12 protein-coding genes are annotated in these 17792 nt (G+C 54.4%); 7 read left to right on the forward strand and 5 right to left on the reverse strand.

Annotation, left to right across the window (positions count from 1 at the left end; genetic code table 11):
- Positions 1–156 precede the first annotated feature (156 nt).
- The 3 genes from GSQ62_RS15475 (at position 157) to GSQ62_RS15485 (ending at position 6466) form a co-directional block, all read left to right on the forward strand.
- Positions 157–2382 (forward strand): S9 family peptidase, encoded by a 2226-nt coding sequence (locus GSQ62_RS15475; RefSeq protein WP_161890343.1) that lies wholly within the window; start codon positions 157–159, stop codon positions 2380–2382.
- Positions 2383–2435: 53 nt separating this feature from the next.
- Positions 2436–3383 carry a hypothetical protein gene (locus tag GSQ62_RS15480; protein ID WP_202621790.1) on the forward strand — a complete coding sequence of 316 codons (948 nt, stop codon included), beginning with the start codon at positions 2436–2438 and terminating at the stop codon, positions 3381–3383.
- Between the two features lie 539 nt (positions 3384–3922).
- Positions 3923–6466 (forward strand): phosphocholine-specific phospholipase C, encoded by a 2544-nt coding sequence (locus GSQ62_RS15485; RefSeq protein ID WP_161890345.1) that lies wholly within the window; start codon positions 3923–3925, stop codon positions 6464–6466.
- Positions 6467–6813: 347 nt separating this feature from the next.
- On the opposite strand, the gene GSQ62_RS15490 is transcribed toward GSQ62_RS15485, so the two are convergent.
- The 3 genes from GSQ62_RS15490 to hemG all read right to left on the reverse strand — a co-directional run bounded on the left by GSQ62_RS15490 (position 6814) and on the right by hemG (position 10609).
- The gene (locus GSQ62_RS15490) at positions 6814–7917 is read right to left on the reverse strand and encodes a chorismate mutase (RefSeq protein WP_237586669.1); all 1104 of its coding nucleotides are present in this window, start codon (positions 7915–7917) and stop codon (positions 6814–6816) included.
- A 593-nt stretch (positions 7918–8510) separates the two neighbouring features.
- Positions 8511–9245: a polyprenol monophosphomannose synthase gene (locus tag GSQ62_RS15495; protein ID WP_161890346.1), complete on the reverse strand. Its 735-nt coding sequence runs from the start codon at positions 9243–9245 to the stop codon at positions 8511–8513.
- Between the two features lie 17 nt (positions 9246–9262).
- The gene (gene hemG / locus GSQ62_RS15500) at positions 9263–10609 is read right to left on the reverse strand and encodes a protoporphyrinogen oxidase (RefSeq protein ID WP_161890347.1); all 1347 of its coding nucleotides are present in this window, start codon (positions 10607–10609) and stop codon (positions 9263–9265) included.
- 151 nt (positions 10610–10760) lie between these two features.
- Here hemG and GSQ62_RS15505 point away from each other — a divergent pair, with 151 nt between their 5' ends.
- Together GSQ62_RS15505 and GSQ62_RS15510 are read left to right on the forward strand one after the other, a co-directional pair.
- Positions 10761–11282 carry a D-glycero-alpha-D-manno-heptose-1,7-bisphosphate 7-phosphatase gene (locus GSQ62_RS15505; protein ID WP_161890348.1) on the forward strand — a complete coding sequence of 174 codons (522 nt, stop codon included), beginning with the start codon at positions 10761–10763 and terminating at the stop codon, positions 11280–11282.
- 324 nt (positions 11283–11606) lie between these two features.
- Complete coding sequence (locus GSQ62_RS15510; RefSeq protein ID WP_161890349.1) at positions 11607–12881, forward strand: hypothetical protein; 1275 nt, start codon at positions 11607–11609, stop codon at positions 12879–12881.
- A gap of 209 nt (positions 12882–13090) precedes the next feature.
- On the opposite strand, the gene GSQ62_RS15515 is transcribed toward GSQ62_RS15510, so the two are convergent.
- Both GSQ62_RS15515 and GSQ62_RS15520 read right to left on the reverse strand, forming a co-directional pair.
- Entirely contained in the window at positions 13091–13258 is a 168-nt protein-coding gene (locus tag GSQ62_RS15515; protein ID WP_161890350.1) for a hypothetical protein, read from the reverse strand.
- A gap of 171 nt (positions 13259–13429) precedes the next feature.
- Positions 13430–14824, reverse strand: a complete 1395-nt coding sequence (locus tag GSQ62_RS15520) for a type III PLP-dependent enzyme domain-containing protein (RefSeq protein ID WP_161890351.1) — start codon at positions 14822–14824, stop codon at positions 13430–13432.
- Between the two features lie 175 nt (positions 14825–14999).
- Between GSQ62_RS15520 and rocF the strand changes: the two genes are divergently transcribed.
- Together rocF and argS are read left to right on the forward strand one after the other, a co-directional pair.
- Entirely contained in the window at positions 15000–15971 is a 972-nt protein-coding gene (gene rocF / locus GSQ62_RS15525) for an arginase (protein ID WP_161890352.1), read from the forward strand.
- Positions 15971–17761, forward strand: a complete 1791-nt coding sequence (gene argS / locus GSQ62_RS15530) for an arginine--tRNA ligase (RefSeq protein ID WP_161890353.1) — start codon at positions 15971–15973, stop codon at positions 17759–17761. Before rocF ends, argS begins: the two co-directional genes overlap by 1 nt.
- The last annotated feature ends 31 nt before the right edge of the window (positions 17762–17792 follow it).

Below are 17792 nucleotides of genomic sequence, written 5' to 3' on the forward strand. Positions count from 1 at the left end.
AAAAGTCTTGCGCCCCGATGCTGACAGACCAGAAGCTGCCAAAGAATTACAAGGCCAGCTGGAAGTTTTATAAGGAGCCAGCTGCACCGGGAAACAACCGCAAAGCCACCTCTGTCAAAAGCAGGTAAACTTTATATATAGATTTTAACTTCCAAGATGTCTGTAAAAAAACGAAAACCGGCGCTGCTCCTGCTGCTCTTGCTGCAACTGGCGCTATTTTCCTATTCGGGCGCTGCGCAAAGTGGCGGAGGAATTGTTTGGCTGAAGGCAGGCAACGCGTTCGCGCAGCAGGAAGAGGGAAATATTGTCAAAAGCACGCTTCCGGCTCAGAAGCAGGAGGTGATACTGGCAAAGGAAAAATTAGTGCCGGCAGGCAAGTCGGAGCCGTTAAAATTGCGAAGCTTTTCTTTTTCCGGGGATGAGCAGAAACTGCTGCTCTATACCAACACCGTGAAAGTGTGGCGCCTCGATACGAAAGGCGATTACTGGGTATATGATCTGCAGAAGCAAACGCTGGAACAGGTTGGCGCAAACCTGCCCGCCTCTTCCCTGATGTTCGCCAAGTTCTCTCCGGACGGAAAGCAGGTGGCGTACGTGAGCGGGAACAATATATATGTGGAGAACCTCGAGAGCAGAGAAGTAAAACAGCTGACGAAAGACGGCACCAGGAAACGCATCAACGGTACGTTCGACTGGGCCTACGAAGAGGAGTTTTACTGCCGCGACGGCTTCCGCTGGAGCCCCGACAGCAAGGCCATCGCTTTCTGGCAGCTAGATGCAACCGACGTGAAGGATTACCTGCTGATCAACCACACCGATTCCATCTATCCTTCGGTCATGCCCGTGGAGTATCCTGTGGCGGGTGAGGCGCCTTCTCCCTATAAAATTGGCGTGGTGGACGTGGCCACCTCAAATCTAAAATGGATGGAGGTGCCAGGCGACCCGCAGCAACACTATGTGCCCCGCATGGAATGGGCGGCAAACGCAGAGGAGTTGATCCTGCAGCAACTCAACCGCAAGCAGAACGAGAGCAAATTGTACCTGTGTAACAGCACCAACGGGCAGGCAAAGCAGGTGTATGCAGAGAAAGACGCCGCCTGGATCGACATTCAGCCTGCCTGGGACAGCGATTACCGGTTTGGTGGCTGGAACTGGCTGAACGGAGGCAAGGAGTTTCTGTGGGCAAGTGAAAAAGACGGCTGGCGGCATTTATACCGTATTAGCCGCGACGGCAGGAAAGAGACGCTCATCACGAAGGGCAATTATGATGTGATGGATATCGTGGCCGTTAATGAGGCAGCGGGCTATATATACTTTCTGGCTTCGCCGGACAATGCGACGCAGCAATACCTCTACCGGGTGCGCCTCAACGGCAAGGGAAAGGCAGAACGGCTGTCGCCCGTAACGCAGGCCGGTACCCACACCTACGCACTCTCTCCCGATACAAAATTTGCCTACCACGGTTTCTCCAACTACTATACAAAACCAGCGTCGGAGTGGGTGTCGCTACCGGGACATAAGGCTTTGGATGGCAGCAGCGCCGTCGCGCAGGCGGTCGCGCAGGCAGACAAGTCAACGTCCTCCTTAGAGTTTTTCAAAGTGAAGACCAGTGAGGGAGTGGAGATGGATGCCTGGATGGTAAAGCCGGTTCCTTTCGATCCTAACAAGAAGTATCCCATCGTTTTTCAGGTATATACCGAGCCCGCAGGCCAGACCGTGCTGGACCAGTATGGAATAGGAAACAATGGCCTGTATAAAGGCAACATGGCCGAAGACGGCTATATCTATGTTTCCGTTGATAACAGGGGAACGCCTGCCCCGAAAGGAAGGGAGTGGCGCAAGAGCATCTACCGGAAAGTAGGCAGGCTCAACATACACGACCAGGCCATGGCCGCGCAGGAAATTCTGAAGCTGCCTTATGTAGACTCCAGCCGGGTGGCCGTATGGGGGTGGAGCGGCGGCGGTTCTGCCACGCTCAACCTGCTGTTCCAGCACCCGGCCATATATAAAACAGGCATCTCCATCGCGGCGGTCGCAAACCAGCTCACCTACGACAACATTTATCAGGAGCGCTATATGGGGCTGCCGCAGGAGAATCTGGAGGATTTCGTGCAGGGTTCGCCTATCACATATGCCAAAAACCTGCGGGGGAACCTGCTCTATATCCACGGCACCGGCGATGACAACGTGCATTACAACAACGCGGAGCAGCTCATCAACGAGCTGATAAAACATAACAAGCAGTTCCAGGTGATGCCTTACCCGAACCGCACCCATAGCATATCGGAAGGGGAAGGCACGAAGGAGCATCTTTCCACTTTATTTACGAACTACCTGAAGCAGCATTGCCCGCCAGGAGGCAGGTCACGAAATCAGCAATAGAGAACACTGGGAGGAGCGCCGGGCGCAAACAGGCAGTTTAAATGGGACCCAATATGAAATTAAAACAAGTACTCCACATTCCTTTGGTGGCCCTGCTGCTGTCCTGCTCCAACACCGGGCCGCAGGCTACTGCCATCTCCCAGCCAGCGGCGGCTGCAGAGCCTGCTGAGAGTAAGCCCAAGTCTAAAGAAGCGTTGGTGCCGGATTATGCGCACGTGATGGTGACCATGCCACCAGATTCGCTGCACCTGGACCCGTTTTACAGGAAGTATGCCGATGCCTTTGGTATCCCCATTACCTCTTCCGAGAAAGTGCCCAACACCGCACTGCTCATGGCGCGCGACATCGTGAATTATATGCTGATGAAGCGGATGGATATCCGGGAGGCGTTGGTTGACCGCGGGGCGCGAGTGCTGGTGATGGCGGAGACGGAGATGGAAACGGACCTGCCGGAGCGGAGCGACTGGAAGAAACCCACCAAAGAGGACAGGCGGCTAACCCCGGACGAGCGGGAAAACTATGACAAGCCTGGCGGTATTGCCAGCATGACCGACAAGGAGTACTGGAACAAGCGCGCACGCGGGATGGGCGGCACAGTTACTTCCTGTGCGGAGGAGAACCTACTTGGCTATCCGGATACGCGTTACTATGGGGAGAACATTCTGGTGCATGAGTTCAGCCACAATATCATGGGCGCGTTGCGCCAGGCAGATCCGGCGCTATATGCGGAGATAGAACCCGCCTACCAGGCAGCCAAAGCGAAGGGGTTGTACAAAGGCCAGTATGCCATCAACACGGTAGCGGAATACTGGGCGGAAGGCAGCCAGTGGTGGTTCTGGTCGAATTATGAGTTTTATGACGGCGAGACGCGCGTGCAGTCACCGCAGGATTTGAAAGCCTACGACCCCACACTTTACCGTATTCTGGAGCGGGTGTACCCCGGCCACCATATTCCGGCAGATGTATACCATGGGCGCAATGTAAAGCCCGCCCGCCGATGAAGCCCCGCCGGCATGGTTCAGGTTGAAGCTACGGAGTTCTATCCTCTTCTACGCCAACGCGTCGCGCGTCCTCCTGGTGCTGGTAATCCCCGGGGTCGCGCTGCTGGTATATATGGCTTATGGGAAACGGGTGAAGGAATCAGAAGTGAAATCTTGATCGTATTTACCCTATCCATGATTGAGAACGGCAGACTTTATCAAGGAGTACGCAGTCCGTCCAACTCGCGCTGATACCAGAAAGCGCAAAAAGCTCTCTGGCTAATCGGGCTTTCCAGGTACTTTTGTTGGAAAAGCATTGGTTGTTGCCTGTGATTTGATTAGTATTAGGGAGGGCACACGCTATATGGCTTGCACAGCGGGAACGTCCAATAACCGACCCTATGAGAAGCAATTGGAAGAGATAGGGCCGCCGCCGTAAAGACCAGCGCCGGCTTTAGTGAACGCCTGGTGCCTGTTTTAACCCATCAACAGCGTATGACATAGCTGCTGTATATGCCGCCTTGTTGCTTACTTCTCAATAAACAGCATTTATAATTCGGATGAGTACCAGAAGAGACTTTATAAAGAAGGCGGCGCTCCTGGCCGGAGGCGCGGGCATATGGGACACGCTGCCAGCCTCCGTCCTGAAAGCCTTTGCCATCGATCCGGAGCAGGGAACAACCTTCTACGATGCAGAGCACGTGGTGATACTCATGCAGGAGAACCGCTCTTTCGACCATTGCTTCGGCACGCTCCGGGGTGTAAGGGGGTTTCATGATCCGCGTGCCATCCAACTTCCGGACAGGAACCTGGTGTGGCTGCAGTCGGACGCGGAGGGCCGCACGTTTGCGCCCTTCCGTATGGATATAAAAGACACAAAAGCCACCTGGATGGACTCCCTGCCCCATTCCTGGGAAAACCAGGTGGACGCCCGCAACAAGGGCAGGTTCGACCGGTGGCTGGAGGCGAAACGGTCAGGGGAGGACGAATACAAAGACATTCCGCTTACCCTGGGGTATTACACCCGCGAGGACATCCCTTTTTACTATGCGCTGGCAGATGCCTTTACCGTGTGCGACCAGCATTTCTGCTCCTCGCTTACCGGCACGACGGCCAACCGCATGTTTCTCTGGAGCGGCAAACTGAAGGACAAGCCCGGCGACATGGCCAACGTGCGGAACTCAGATGTTTCCTACAACAAGGAAGTAAGCTGGAAAACATTTCCGGAGCGGCTCGAAGAGAACGATATCTCCTGGAAGGTATACCAGAATGAACTGAGCATCCCGACCGGGCTGAGCGGGGAGGACGACCCCTGGCTGGGCAACTTCACCGACAATAACCTGGAATGGTTTGCGCAGTACAACGTGCGCTTCAGCAAAGCCCACTACAGCTACCTGCAGAAAAGGCTGGCCGCCTTGCCCCGGGAGATAGCGGAACTGGAGGCCCGAGACGGAGCGCCTTCAGGCACGAAAGAGGAGGAGCTACAGCAAAAAAAGGAAGAGTTGGCGTCTGTCAGGGCGGCCTTGGAAACCTGGAGCCCGGAGAACTTCGGAAAGCTGTCAGCACGGCAGCGAAGCCTGCACGAGAAGGCCTTCGCAACAAATAGCGCCGATCCCCATTACCATCAAACGGAAACACTGGCCTACAGGGATAATGGCACCGCGCACAGCACGAAAGTGCCGAAGGGAGACGTGCTGCACCAGTTCCGCCAGGATGTGGCTGGCGGCAAGCTGCCGACCGTGTCCTGGCTGGTAGCGCCGCAGAATTTCTCCGACCACCCGAGCGCCCCCTGGTACGGCGCCTGGTACGTTTCCGAGGCGCTGGATATCCTGACGCAGAACCCCGAGGTATGGAAGAAAACCATTTTTATCCTGACCTACGACGAAAACGACGGGTACTTTGATCATACCCCTCCCTTTGTTGCGCCAAAGCCAAACGACCCGGACAGCGGCAAAGTATCAGGGGGCATTGACACGGCCGATGAATATGTGTCGCTGGAAGAGGAGATGCGGCGCAAGGGCATGGACAGGCGCAATATGCGCGAAAGCCCCGTCGGCCTCGGTTACCGTGTGCCCATGGTCATCGCCTCGCCCTGGACGCGGGGCGGCTGGGTGAATTCCGAGGTTTGTGACATTACATCCACCCTACAGTTTCTGGAGAAATTCCTGAGCAAGAAAACAGGGAAAGCCATCACAGAAACCAACATCAGCACCTGGCGCCGCACCGTGACCGGCGATATGACGTCGGCTTTCAGGCCTTACGAGGGCGAAGATATAAAACTGCCTGCCCCTGTGGAGCGGGATACGTTCGTGAAAGGCATCCACAGCGCCAGGTTCAAAAAGCTGCCGTCAGACTACAGGCAGCTAAGCAAAGAAGAGTTGGAGCAGATAAACGCCAGCCCCACAGGCTCACCGCTGTTGCCGCAGCAGGAGAGAGGGACCCGGCCATCCTGTGCCCTGCCCTACGAGTTGTATGTGGATGGCAGGCTGAACGAAGACAGGAAATCGTTTGAAATAACCTTTCATGCGGCAAACAAGGTGTTCGGGCAAAATGCAGCCGGAGCGCCTTTTAATGTATATGCACCGGGGAAATATCTGCAAGCCAACAAAGACGGAGACATGCGCTTCGAGGCGGTGAAAACCTGGGCCTATGCTGCAGAAGCGGGGAGCACCATTCAGGAAAAATGGCCGCTGGGGCATTTTGAGGACGGGAAATACCATCTCAGGGTATATGGGCCAAATGGCTTTTTCAGGGAGTTTGCCGGGAATGGGAAAGATCCGGCGGTAGAGGTGAACGTGGGCTACCAACGGAAGGAGACAAAAGCGACCTCTAAGCTGTCCGGGGCTCTTGAATTGAAGGTTGTGAACGGGGGCAACGCAAAGTTAAAGGTTGAGATTACAGACCACGCCTACGGAAATCCCCTGATAACAAAGGCCATCTCGGCCGCAGCAGAGGCGCTTGTCCGGATTGACACTGCATCAAGCTTCGGCTGGTATGATTTCTCTGTCCGGGTACAGGGAAACCCCGCTTTTGAGCGACGGTACGCAGGGAGAGCGGAAACCGGCAACCCTTCGCAAAGCGACCCGTTTATGGCGAGGGTTTAGCCATTCCAGTTCAAAATGATCCAGGACGCATGTGTATGTATTTTCAATTGAGGTAGGGCGGGGTGTGTTTTATATATCAAAAGCTTAAAGTAACAGGTCGCTGATGCATCCTGCCAAGGGGGCTTTTGAAGCAGCCATAAAAGCGGCGCGGCTCATATACCATATATACATAAGTACACGGGCAGAATTAATTTGCACTACCAATCAAAGCAAAATATACCACAAACTATTGAGAGTAAGCGGCATATGATTGAAAGAGTCTTGTGTCTTGATACTTATGTCCTTGATCTTATAGCATATAAAAAAAGCAGAAGCGCCTTTCATATAGGTGAAAGGCGCTTCTGCTTTCAGGCTACTGCCGATGCTCCCAGCCCGGTGCTGCGGGTGTTCTGCTGCTGCAACTCCTGCAGCACCGCTGCCACCAGACTTTTACCGGCTCCGTTCGGGGTGGTGTGCTGCAGCCAGTCGTTCAGCTGCTTCTGCCAGCGCTGTGCCTGCCGGTTCGGCTGCACGTCGCCCATCCGGTGCTCGCTCATCTTCTTCGACATGGCCGTGCGGCGCAACAACAGCTCCAGCAACTCGTCATCGAGGCTCTCCATCTGCTGGCTCAACTCATCGAGCTGCTCCACCAACTCGGTCGTGCCGGCCAGCTTCACCTTAGACGCCACCGCATTCACCAGCAAGTCCAACTCCTGTGGCAAGAGCTGATGCTGCGGGCTGCTGAGGGCAGCGGGCGGGTTTATATGCGCCTCAAACAGCAGGCCATCCGCTCCCAGATCCACCGCTTTCTGGCTCACCGGGTACAACAGGCTGCGGCGGCCCGCTATATGGGCGGCATCGCACAGCACCGGCAGTTCCGGATACAGCTCTTTCAACTGCAGCATATGGTCCCAGCGCGGGTGGTTGCGGTATGGGTACTGCTCATCCGTGGAGAAGCCCCTGTTGATCGCCCCCATATCCATTAACCCGGCCTGCTGCAGGCGCTCCAGCGCCCCTATCCAAAGTTCCAGGTTCGGGTATACCGGGTTGTTTACGAGCACCGGTATGTTGGTGCCCTGCAGCGCCGCGGCAATCTCCTCCATGGCAAAGGGGTTCACGGTGGCTCTGCCGCTGATGGTCAGGATGTCTACGCTGTGCTTCAGGGCCTGCTCGGCGTGCTGGGCGTTCGCCACCTCGCAGGCGGTGCGCAGGCCGGTTTCCTTTTTCACCATTTCCAGCCACTGTAGTCCCTCCGTGCCGACTCCCTTAAAGGAGTCGGGGCGCGTGCGCGATTTCCAGATGCCTGCCCTGAAGACCGATATCCCCTTGACGGTCTTCAGCTGTCGGGCTGTTTTCAGCATCTGTTCCTCGCTTTCGGCGCTGCACGGGCCAGCAATCAGCACAAGCGTGCCGTCCGGGTTGCGGAAGCTGCTCTGCGGTGCTACATTGATGGTTGTTCTACTTGCTTTCATGGTTATGGGCATTTAATAGATTATTTCTGCTGCTTTACGCTCAGGTCATATATGGCTGTAAATGAAAAGAGGCCCCGCTACTCGCGGGGCCTCTTCGGTATGTTTCGTTCGAAAACTATGCGCAACGCACTACCAACGGAGTCCCGCCTGAGGAACTTTAAAGCAATTGGATAGAATTTGTGCGACGTGCCTTCTCATTGTTTTACTGTTTTTCGAATCAAAGAAACTAAATAAATTATAGGAATGCAAATAAAATTTAAAATTTATAAATTATTAATGAAAATGCGTTTAAAATGATTTGATGATAATATAGTCAGTGTTTATATACGCGGTTTATATATAAAAGTGATGCATGGTAACGATTTTTTATTTCGACAGCAGATGTGCTTTATGCATATTTGTCTGAATCAAGGTTCACAGGATTTATTAGATGAAGAGGATGGGAGGTTATCACCGCGTCAGACACATCTGTTTCATGTTTCAGCCATCACGCGGACGGGTCACGACCTGTCCCTGCCAAGCCTATTCCGGCCGAAGCCTCGGGCAGCCCACGCGCCATATATAAAAGAGCCCCGGCAGGCTTGCCGGTTCAGTTAGTAGCGGTCGAAGTGGCGGAAGTAGCTGTTGATTTTCATCTGGATGACGCCCAGCACCGCCTCCTTGAAGATGCCCGACGACATTTTGGACGTGCCCCTGGTGCGGTCGGTGAAGATGATGGGCACCTCCTTTATCTTGAAGCCGTACTTGTAGGCCATAAACTTCATCTCGATCTGGAAGGCGTAGCCCACGAAGCGGATTTTGTTCAGCCGGATGGTTTCCAGCACCTTGCGGCGGTAGCACTTGAAGCCGGCGGTGGTGTCGGCGATGGGCATGCCGGTGACCATGCGCACATACGCGCTGGCGAAGTACGACATCAGCACGCGGCTCATCGGCCAGTTCACCACGTTCACGCCCTGTATATAGCGGCTGCCGATGGCCAAGTCGTAGCCGTCCACGGCGCAGGCGTGATACAGGCGCATCAGGTCGTCGGGGTTGTGCGAGAAGTCGGCGTCCATCTCGAAGATGTACTGGTAGCCGCGGTGCAGGGCGTACTTAAAGCCGTGGATATAGGCCGTGCCCAGGCCGAGCTTGCCCGGGCGGGTCTCAAGGTGCAGGCGGCCGTGGAACTCGTGCTGCAGGTCGCGCACGATGGCGGCCGTGCCGTCCGGCGATCCGTCGTCAATCACCAACAGGTCGAACGGGTGACTCAGCTGCATCACCTTCCGGATCATGGCCTCCATGTTTTCCCTTTCGTTATATGTTGGGATAATCACCAACGAATCTTTCATAGCTCAAATATAGGCAATCACCTATTGAGGTGGCCAGGCCGCTTTAAATTAATTTTGTGCGCCAGCTCTTTGGCGTGGTGTACGCAATTTGCCACCGACACCCCCGCCTGCCAGTTGGCGGCGATAAAAAGCCCTTCCGGCTCCAGGCCCTTCGCCAGCTGGTGAGCGTCCTCTATGTAGATGTCGTATTGCGGCAGGGAGTGCTTCCAGAGATGGACATGCTGAAAGTTCGGCTTGTCGGCCGATATCAGGTGCAGCGCGGCCAGCTCCTCGTGTACCCGCCGCATCAGTTGCTCCCGTTCTTTCAGGGCTTTCTTAGGTGCCTGGCCGCCGCCCACGAAGGTAGTAAATAGCACCTCGTGCGGGCGGCAGCGGCCGTCAAAGAGCGAGCTGCTCCAGACAGACCCGCAGGCAAAGGCAGCCTCTGCCTGCGGGTGCAGCGCCCCGAAGCCGTTCAGCTGGCCCGTCACCTCTTTGCGGTTATATACTGAGTGTACCACGGCCATGGGTGGGTAGTTGATGTTCTGCAGCGCCGCCGAAAGCCCCGGAAACGTATAATGCAGCAGTTCCGCCGCCTGTTGGGCGGGCAGCGCCAGCACCAGCAGGTCGTACTCCTCGGTGTCGTAGTCGCCGGAGGAGGCGCAGGAAACCACGTACTTGCCCTGGCTGCGGGTTATCATCTCCACGCGGTGCTCGGTGTGCAGCGATATGAGTTTGTCGGCGATGGCGTAGGGCAGGGTGCGCATGCCTTTGGCAAACGAAAAGGACCTGTGTTTGGCAAAGCCTCCGCGCTGCTGTGCCAACCCCTTCAGCACAGAGCCATACCGCATCTCCAGTTCCTTCAGCCGGGGCAGCGCTTTTTTCACAAGCAGCTGTTTTGGGTCTCCGGCATATAGGCTGGTCATGAAGGGGCTGACGGTGTACCGGGCCGCATCGTGGCCGAAGCGGCGCTCGAAGAACTGCTCCACCGTCTCATAGTCGATGTCGGCGGGCGGCACGTCTTTCTCCTTCAGTATGCGGTACTTCGTTTTCCAGGAGAAGAAATTACCGGACATGAGCGCGAAAGGCGAGGAGGGGAGCCGTTTATATATGCCGTCGCGCAGCACGTAGCGGTGGTCGTTCTCGGGGGAGGCGTGGACCACTTCCCGCTCCAGTTTCAGTTCCCGCACCAGCTCCTCCAGCTCTGGCGTGTTTTGCAGCGCGTTGGGGCCCAGCTCCAGCAGGTACTCGTGCATTTTCACCGTCCGGATGTTGCCGCCCACCTGCGCGCCCGCCTCAAATAAATCATAGGGCACGCCCAGTTTCTGGAGGTAGTACGCCAACGCCAGCCCCGATATGCCTGCCCCTATTATTGCTACTCTCATGTTCTTCTTTAGCTCTACCTCATGTCTGTACTCCCGCCAAGGGGCCTTATTCTGCTTTTACTGCGGAGCAGCACATCCTGTTCCGTATTTTGCACTTAGACCTGAACGTAATAATCCCTACTTTAGCGCCTGTACCGATGCTGCTACACCCATGCAAAAGCAAAAATGCGTCTTCCTGGACCGCGACGGCGTGCTGAACCGCGAGCGCGGAGACTATACCTATACGTTGGAAGACTTTGAGGTGCTGCCTGGCGTGCCGGAGGCCCTGGCGCTGCTGAAGGCGAACGGCTATCTGCTGATAGTGGTGACAAACCAGGCGGGCGTGGCCAAGGGGCGGTACGAGCGGGCCGATGTGCTGGCCTGCCACAGCAAGCTGCAGGAGGTCTGCGGCGCGCTGATAGACGCGATGTACTACGCCCCCAGCCACCCCGACTTCTCCGAGTCGCTCTCGCGCAAGCCCGACAGCCTGATGCTGGAGCGGGCCATGGCAAAGTATACCATCGATCCGGCACAGTCGTGGCTGGTGGGCGACTCGCAGCGCGACCTGCAGGCCGCAGCCAGGGTGGGCGTGCGGGCAGTGCTGGTGGGCGGGCAGCACCCGCCGCAAACGCATATATGGCAGGCGCCCGGGCTGTGGGAGGCGGCCCAACTCATATTGAACAACAGGGCCTGAGGCTTGGTTTTTCCTTTGAGCAAGCTGAAGTTTTTCCTTTGAGCTGCAAATACCCTCCATTAGAATCCGTCGGCGGCTATTTCTCATACAATCGCGCTGCTACTACACTCAAAACGAGTTTTTTCTGATCGCCAAATCACCCATTTTCGCTGTAAAAGATAAAGGTGATATACTGTATTTAATAATATTAAATTCAGTATATTAGAATATACTGTTATAAATTTATAGCGGAAATCACTACTTCTATCTCTATCCACTTGAGTCAGATGGGTAGTGGGTATGCCCGCATTCAGCAAAAACTTAATTATATTCAATTTTTCTCAAATGAAGAAAATAATATTGCTCTTACTCTTGACAGTAAGTTTTGTAGCATGTAAGAAAGACAGCGAAGAAGACAACGCTCCTAAAGCATACACCGACAGAATTGTACTGGATGACCTGCAGGTTACCGCAGATTCAGTATCACTGACATGGACTGTTCTGGAAAATGCTGATTTAAGAGCTTATCAGGTTACCAGGAGGGAAAGCCCATCAGGTGCAGGCACGAATTTGTCTTTTATAAGTGATACCAAAAAGGTAAAGTTTGTTGACAAAGCAGTTCCTTATGCCCCATATGTTGAATACCAGGTAGTGGGGGTGTTAACATCAGGGCAACCAATAGCTAGTAACATCATTGTTTACAAGCGCCCGGAAATCAAAGTGCTCAATGTCAGTCCTTTTGACGTTCAGTTCAACAGAGAAAGAAGGGAGCTGTACATTTTTGAAAGGGAAGGAAAGATTTCTATCTACGATCTGGAAAGTAATCAGATTACGAAAACCATACACACCGAGTCCACCATTGGGTACAGCGATTTTGGTGTGCACAATGGTGTGGAGGAGTTGTACGTGCCCCGGAACGATGGCTGGGTATTTGTCTACAATGCCAGAACACTCGAGAAAGTAGACCAGATAAACGTGGGGCTTGCCTCATCCTGTGTTGTGGCGAACAACAGCCTCCTCTTCGTATCTACTGCAGCCTGGACGAACCGGCCACTCAAAGTATACAGTAGAGCAACAAAAGGGCTGATTTCGGAAACAGGAGACTGGGATATGACCAGGATGAAAAAGATCCCAGGATCAAACACTGAACTGATCGAGATAACGCTGGATATTGGTCCTACCGATCAGCATTACTATAATTTCAGCTCCACGGGTAATATTTCTTACCATAAAACAGATAGGTACCATGGCGACTATCCCTTAGATGCGGCTATCTTCGAAATATTTCCATCTGGTGACAAATACATTACCTCTTCCGCCGGGGCTATATTTAACAAGCAACTGGTTTATGAAGCCAGCTTGCCACGCGGGAATCACTTGTTTACGACATTTGATTTTGATGAGCAGAATCAGTTAATCTTTGGGGGAACAAGGTCAAAAACCATTGAAGTGTATGCTGAAAGAGACTATAGCCATGTCCGGAGCATTCGAACGAAGGGATACCCGTACCGGATCTTCAAGGATGCTGACAACGGGATCATCTGCCTGAGTAGCAGTTCTGTTGTAGATGGCTATGACTATATAGGTCCCAAAAACCTTATTGTTGAGGCCGTGCGCTAATCATGTAATCGGAGCCAATAGCATGGCGTTACCACCATCAGGTGGTAACGCCATGCTATTGGTGCTGGTGGGCGGGCAGCACCCGGCACAAGCGCATCATATATGGCATGCGCCCGGCCTGTGGGCGGCGGCTCAGCTCATTCTGCGGCAAACAAAAAAACCGGCCGGATGCCGGTTTTTTATATGGTAAGGTAAAATCTCCTCTGCGGTTAGCTGTTCGCAACAGCAGCTGCTTCCTGCATAGGCGCCGCTGCTGTTTTCACTTCCTGGGCTGGTGTCTTCTCAACTTTGCTGTAGTTGTAGGCCGGGCAGTAGGTCTTGCAGGAGGCCATGCCTAAGGCCAGGCACAACGAGCCCATTAAAAGTACTTTCTTCATGATATAAAATTTTGGAGGATTTCGGATCAAATATAGTAGTTATCTATTGAACGCCAAAAAAATTGGATAGTTTCTTCTTTGTTACATTTTTAAGCGCTGTCGCACAGGCTGCAGCGTAGCCGTGATATATAACGCATTATTCCTTCTTGTGTTATATATGCAGGCACGCCCCTATACTTCGTAACCCAGAATTTTCAGCATCGACTCCGGCGTTTGCTCCGGGGCAAACTGCCGGGTGATGATGTCGCCGTTCTCGTCGCGGTCCACCAGTATGTGCTGCGGCGACGGAATAAGGCAGTGCTTGATGCCGCCGTAGCCGCTCAGCTGCTCCTGGTACGCGCCCGTGTGGAAGAAGCCTATATAGAGCGGCTCCTCTTTCGGTATCTTCGGCAGGAACACCTGGAACGAGTGCATCTCGGAGTTATAGTAGTCCTGGCTGTCGCAGGTCATGCCGCCGAGCTGTATCCGGCGGTACTCCTTGTCCCAGTGGTTTACGGCCAGCAGCGGCCAGCGCTGGTTCAGGGCCCACGCGTCCGGCAGGTTCGTAATGAAGGAGCCATCTATCATATACCACAGTTCCTTGTCGTTCTGCAGCTTGGCGTCCAGCACAGAGTATATGTTGGCGGCGCTCTCGCCCACCGTGAAAATACCGAACTCAGTGAAAATGTTCGGCTCCGGCACGCCCTGTTCTGCACAAATCCGCTTGATGGTGCGCAGAATCTCCCCAATCATATACCGGTAGTCGTAGTCGGACTGGATAGAGGTCTTAATCGGGAAGCCGCCGCCGATGTCGATGGTGTCCAGCTCCGGGCACACCTTCTTCAGCTCGCAGTACTTATGCAGGAAGCGGCTCAGCTCCGACCAGTAGTACGAGGTGTCCTTGATGCCCGTGTTGATGAAGTAGTGGAGCATTTTCAGCTCAAACCGCGGGTCGTCCTTCAGTTGCTGCTCATACAGGCTGATCACGTCGTCGTAGCGCACGCCGAGGCGGGAGGTGTAGAACTCGAACTTCGGCTCCTCGTCAGAGGCCAGCCGGATGCCCACCTTCGTCTTCACCTTTACGTGCTCCTTGTAATAGTCTATTTCGCCGAGGTGGTCAAGGATGGGCATGCAGTTCACAAAGCCCTCGTTCAGCAGCTCCGAAATCCACTGCCGGTAGCGCACGCGCTTAAAGCCGTTGCAGATGATGTAGGTGTTCTTGTTTATCTTGCCCTTCCGGTACAGGGCCCGCACAATCTGCATGTCGTAACCGGAGGAAGTCTCGATGTGGATGTCGTTCTTCAGGGCCTCCTCCATCACAAAGGAAAAGTGCGAGGCCTTGGTGCAATAGCAGTAGGTATACGTGCCCTTGTAGTCCAGTTTCCCGATAGACTCGGCGAACAGCTTTTTTGCCTTCTGAATCTGAGAGCTGATTTTAGGCAGGTATGTCAGTTTGAGGGGAGTGCCGTACTCTCTGATGAGGTCCATCAGCGGGATGCCGTTGAACTGTAGCGCATTGTCAACAACCTGAAACTCTTCCGTCGGGAAGTCGAATGTCTGGTGTATGAGGTCTGTATATTTATCCATTAGCGGGAGCTGTAATTAAGAAAAAATGCAATATTGATCGTTATTTACCATCTTTGCAAAAACTTTGTTCAGATAATGTGGCACGCTTCCGCATATATAGCCGCATAAAATAGCAACGGCGGCAGAAAAAGGCCCGTGCGTTTCAGGAAGGCGGCTGGGGAGTCAACGACAGATTATGAAAAAAATCAAGCTGATAGAGGTAAAGTCTGAGTTGGGGGCCGGCACGCGCGGGGCAAGCATGGGCATCGAGGCCCTGCGGGTGGCCTGCTGGGACAAAGGCTCCGACTACTTCAAGCGCTTCAACTCTGTCAGCGTGCCCGACCTGAACTACACCTTGTTCGACAGGGACATGTTCCCGAACGCGCACCGCATCGACAGCATCCTGACGGTGCATAAGAACATTGTGAGTGCTGTGGAGCAAACGATAGAAATGGGTATGTTTCCGCTGGTGCTCTCCGGCGACCACTCCAACGCCCACGGCACAATCGCGGGCATCAAGGCCGCCTATCCTGATAAAACGCTGGGGGTAATATGGATTGACGCCCACGCCGACATCCACTCGCCGTATACCTCGCCGTCGGGCAATGTACACGGCATGCCGCTGGCCATGGCCCTGCACATCGACAACCTCGACCGCCAGATAAACGACCCGGAGCCGGAGACGATTTTCTTCTGGAACTCGCTCAAGAAGTTAGGGTTCGACGGCCCCAAACTGCGGCCCGAGCACCTGGTCTATATAGTGGTGCGCGACACCGAAGAGCCGGAGGATTACCTGATGGCGAAACTGGGCATCAAGAATTTTACTTACGCTGAGTTCACGCAGAAGGGGGCGAAGCAGGTGGCGGAAGAGGCGCTGGAGCGGCTGCGCGGCTGCGATATGATATATGTCTCGTTTGATGTGGACAGCCTGGACTCCAAATTCTCGAAAGGCACCGGAACGCCCGTCGAGACTGGGCTCACTGTGGAGGAGGCCAAGCAACTGAATTCTCTCCTCTTGCAGGACCCGCGCGTGGTGTGCTACGAGATGACCGAAATCAACCCGACCCTGGACACCGAGAACACGATGGCCGAAAACGCCTTCGAAATACTGGAAACGGCAACTGCCGCTATCCTTCACCGAGAATCTAAAAGTACAGCCATATACTAATGCAACTTCAAAACGCCCTAAGCCAGCGCATCAGCGAGGCGCTGCAAGCCTTGTTTTCTATTTCTGTGGATGCCAGCCATATATCCCTGCAGCCCACGCGCAAAGAATTCGCGGGCTCTTTCACGTTCGTTACCTTCCCCTATACCAAGCAAGTGGGCAAAGGCCCGGAGCAGATAGGCCAGGCGCTGGGCGAGTACCTGAAAGAGAACGCCGCCGAAGTGCGCGGCTTCAACGTGGTGAAAGGTTTTCTGAACCTCGAGATTGAGGAAACCGAGTGGCTGCGCCTGTTCCGCAACCTGATGGAGGACGAGCAGTATGGACAGGGCGAGCCGAGCGGCCGCAAGGTGATGGTGGAGTACTCCTCGCCCAACACCAATAAGCCGCTGCACCTGGGCCACCTGCGCAACAACTTCCTCGGCTACGCCACCTCCGAAATCCTGAAAGCGAACGGCCACGAGGTGATGAAAGTGAACCTGGTGAACGACCGTGGCATCCATATATGCAAGTCGATGCTGGCCTACGAGAAATTCGGCAACGGCGAGACGCCGGAGAGCAGCGGCATCAAAGGCGACCACCTAGTGGGCAAATACTACGTGCTGTTCGACAAGGCCTATAAAGCGGAGGTAGACGTGTTGGTGGCGCAGGGCACCGACAAGGAGGAAGCCAAGAAAAAGGCCCCGCTGATGCTGGAGGCGCAGGACATGCTGCTGAAGTGGGAGCAGGGCGATGCGGAGGTGGTCAACCTCTGGAAGAAAATGAACGGCTGGGTATATGCCGGTTTCGAGGAGACTTACCGTACCATCGGCGTTGATTTTGATAAGTATTATTACGAATCCGAGACCTATATGCTGGGCAAGGAGCGCGTGGAGGAAGGCCTGCAGAAAGAGGTTTTTTTCAGGAAGCCCGACGGCTCGGTATGGGTGGATTTGACAGACGAAGGGCTGGATGAGAAACTGCTGCTGCGCGCCGACGGCACCTCGGTCTATATCACCCAGGACCTGGGCACCGCCGAACTCAAGTACAACGATTTCCCTTACGACCAGTCGGTGTACGTGGTGGCCGATGAGCAGAATTACCACTTTCAGGTGCTGGCGGCCACGCTGAAAAAACTGCAGAAACCTTATGCGGAAGGCATCTATCACCTGTCTTACGGCATGGTGGATCTGCCGTCAGGAAAAATGAAATCGAGGGAGGGCACGGTGGTGGACGCCGACGAACTGGTGGCCGAAATGATAGACACAGCCCGCCAGCAAACCGAGGAACTGGGCAAGATAGAAGGCTTCACGGAGGCGCAGGCGAAAGAACTTTATCATATACTCGCGATGGGCGCGCTGAAGTACTTCCTGCTGAAAGTGGACCCCAAAAAGCGCATGCTGTTCAACCCGCAGGAATCCATAGACTTTCGGGGCAACACCGGGCCATTTATCCAGTACTCGCACGCCCGCATTTCCGCCATTCTGCGCAAGGCAGCCGATATGGGCATTGCTGTGGACGTAGCGAATTTTGAAAAAGTGGCGCAATTGCACGAGACGGAGCAGGAGGTGATTATCCAACTGGTGAACTATCCGGCGGTGGTAAAAGAGGCAGGCAATCTGTTTGCTCCTTCCATCATCGCCAATTATGCGTATGAGTTGGCCAAGGCCTATAACCGCTTTTACCAGGAAGTGTCCATCTTCAACGAGACAGACGAGCAGGCGCGCAATTTCCGGATTGCCCTCTCCGCGATGGTGGCGCGCTTTATCCGCCACAGCATGCGCCTGTTGGGCATAGAAGTGCCGGAGCGGATGTAGGTTTGATGGGGAGGTTTATATATACTGCTGA

This window comes from Pontibacter russatus (genome assembly GCF_009931655.1).
GTDB classification, from domain to species: domain Bacteria; phylum Bacteroidota; class Bacteroidia; order Cytophagales; family Hymenobacteraceae; genus Pontibacter; species Pontibacter russatus.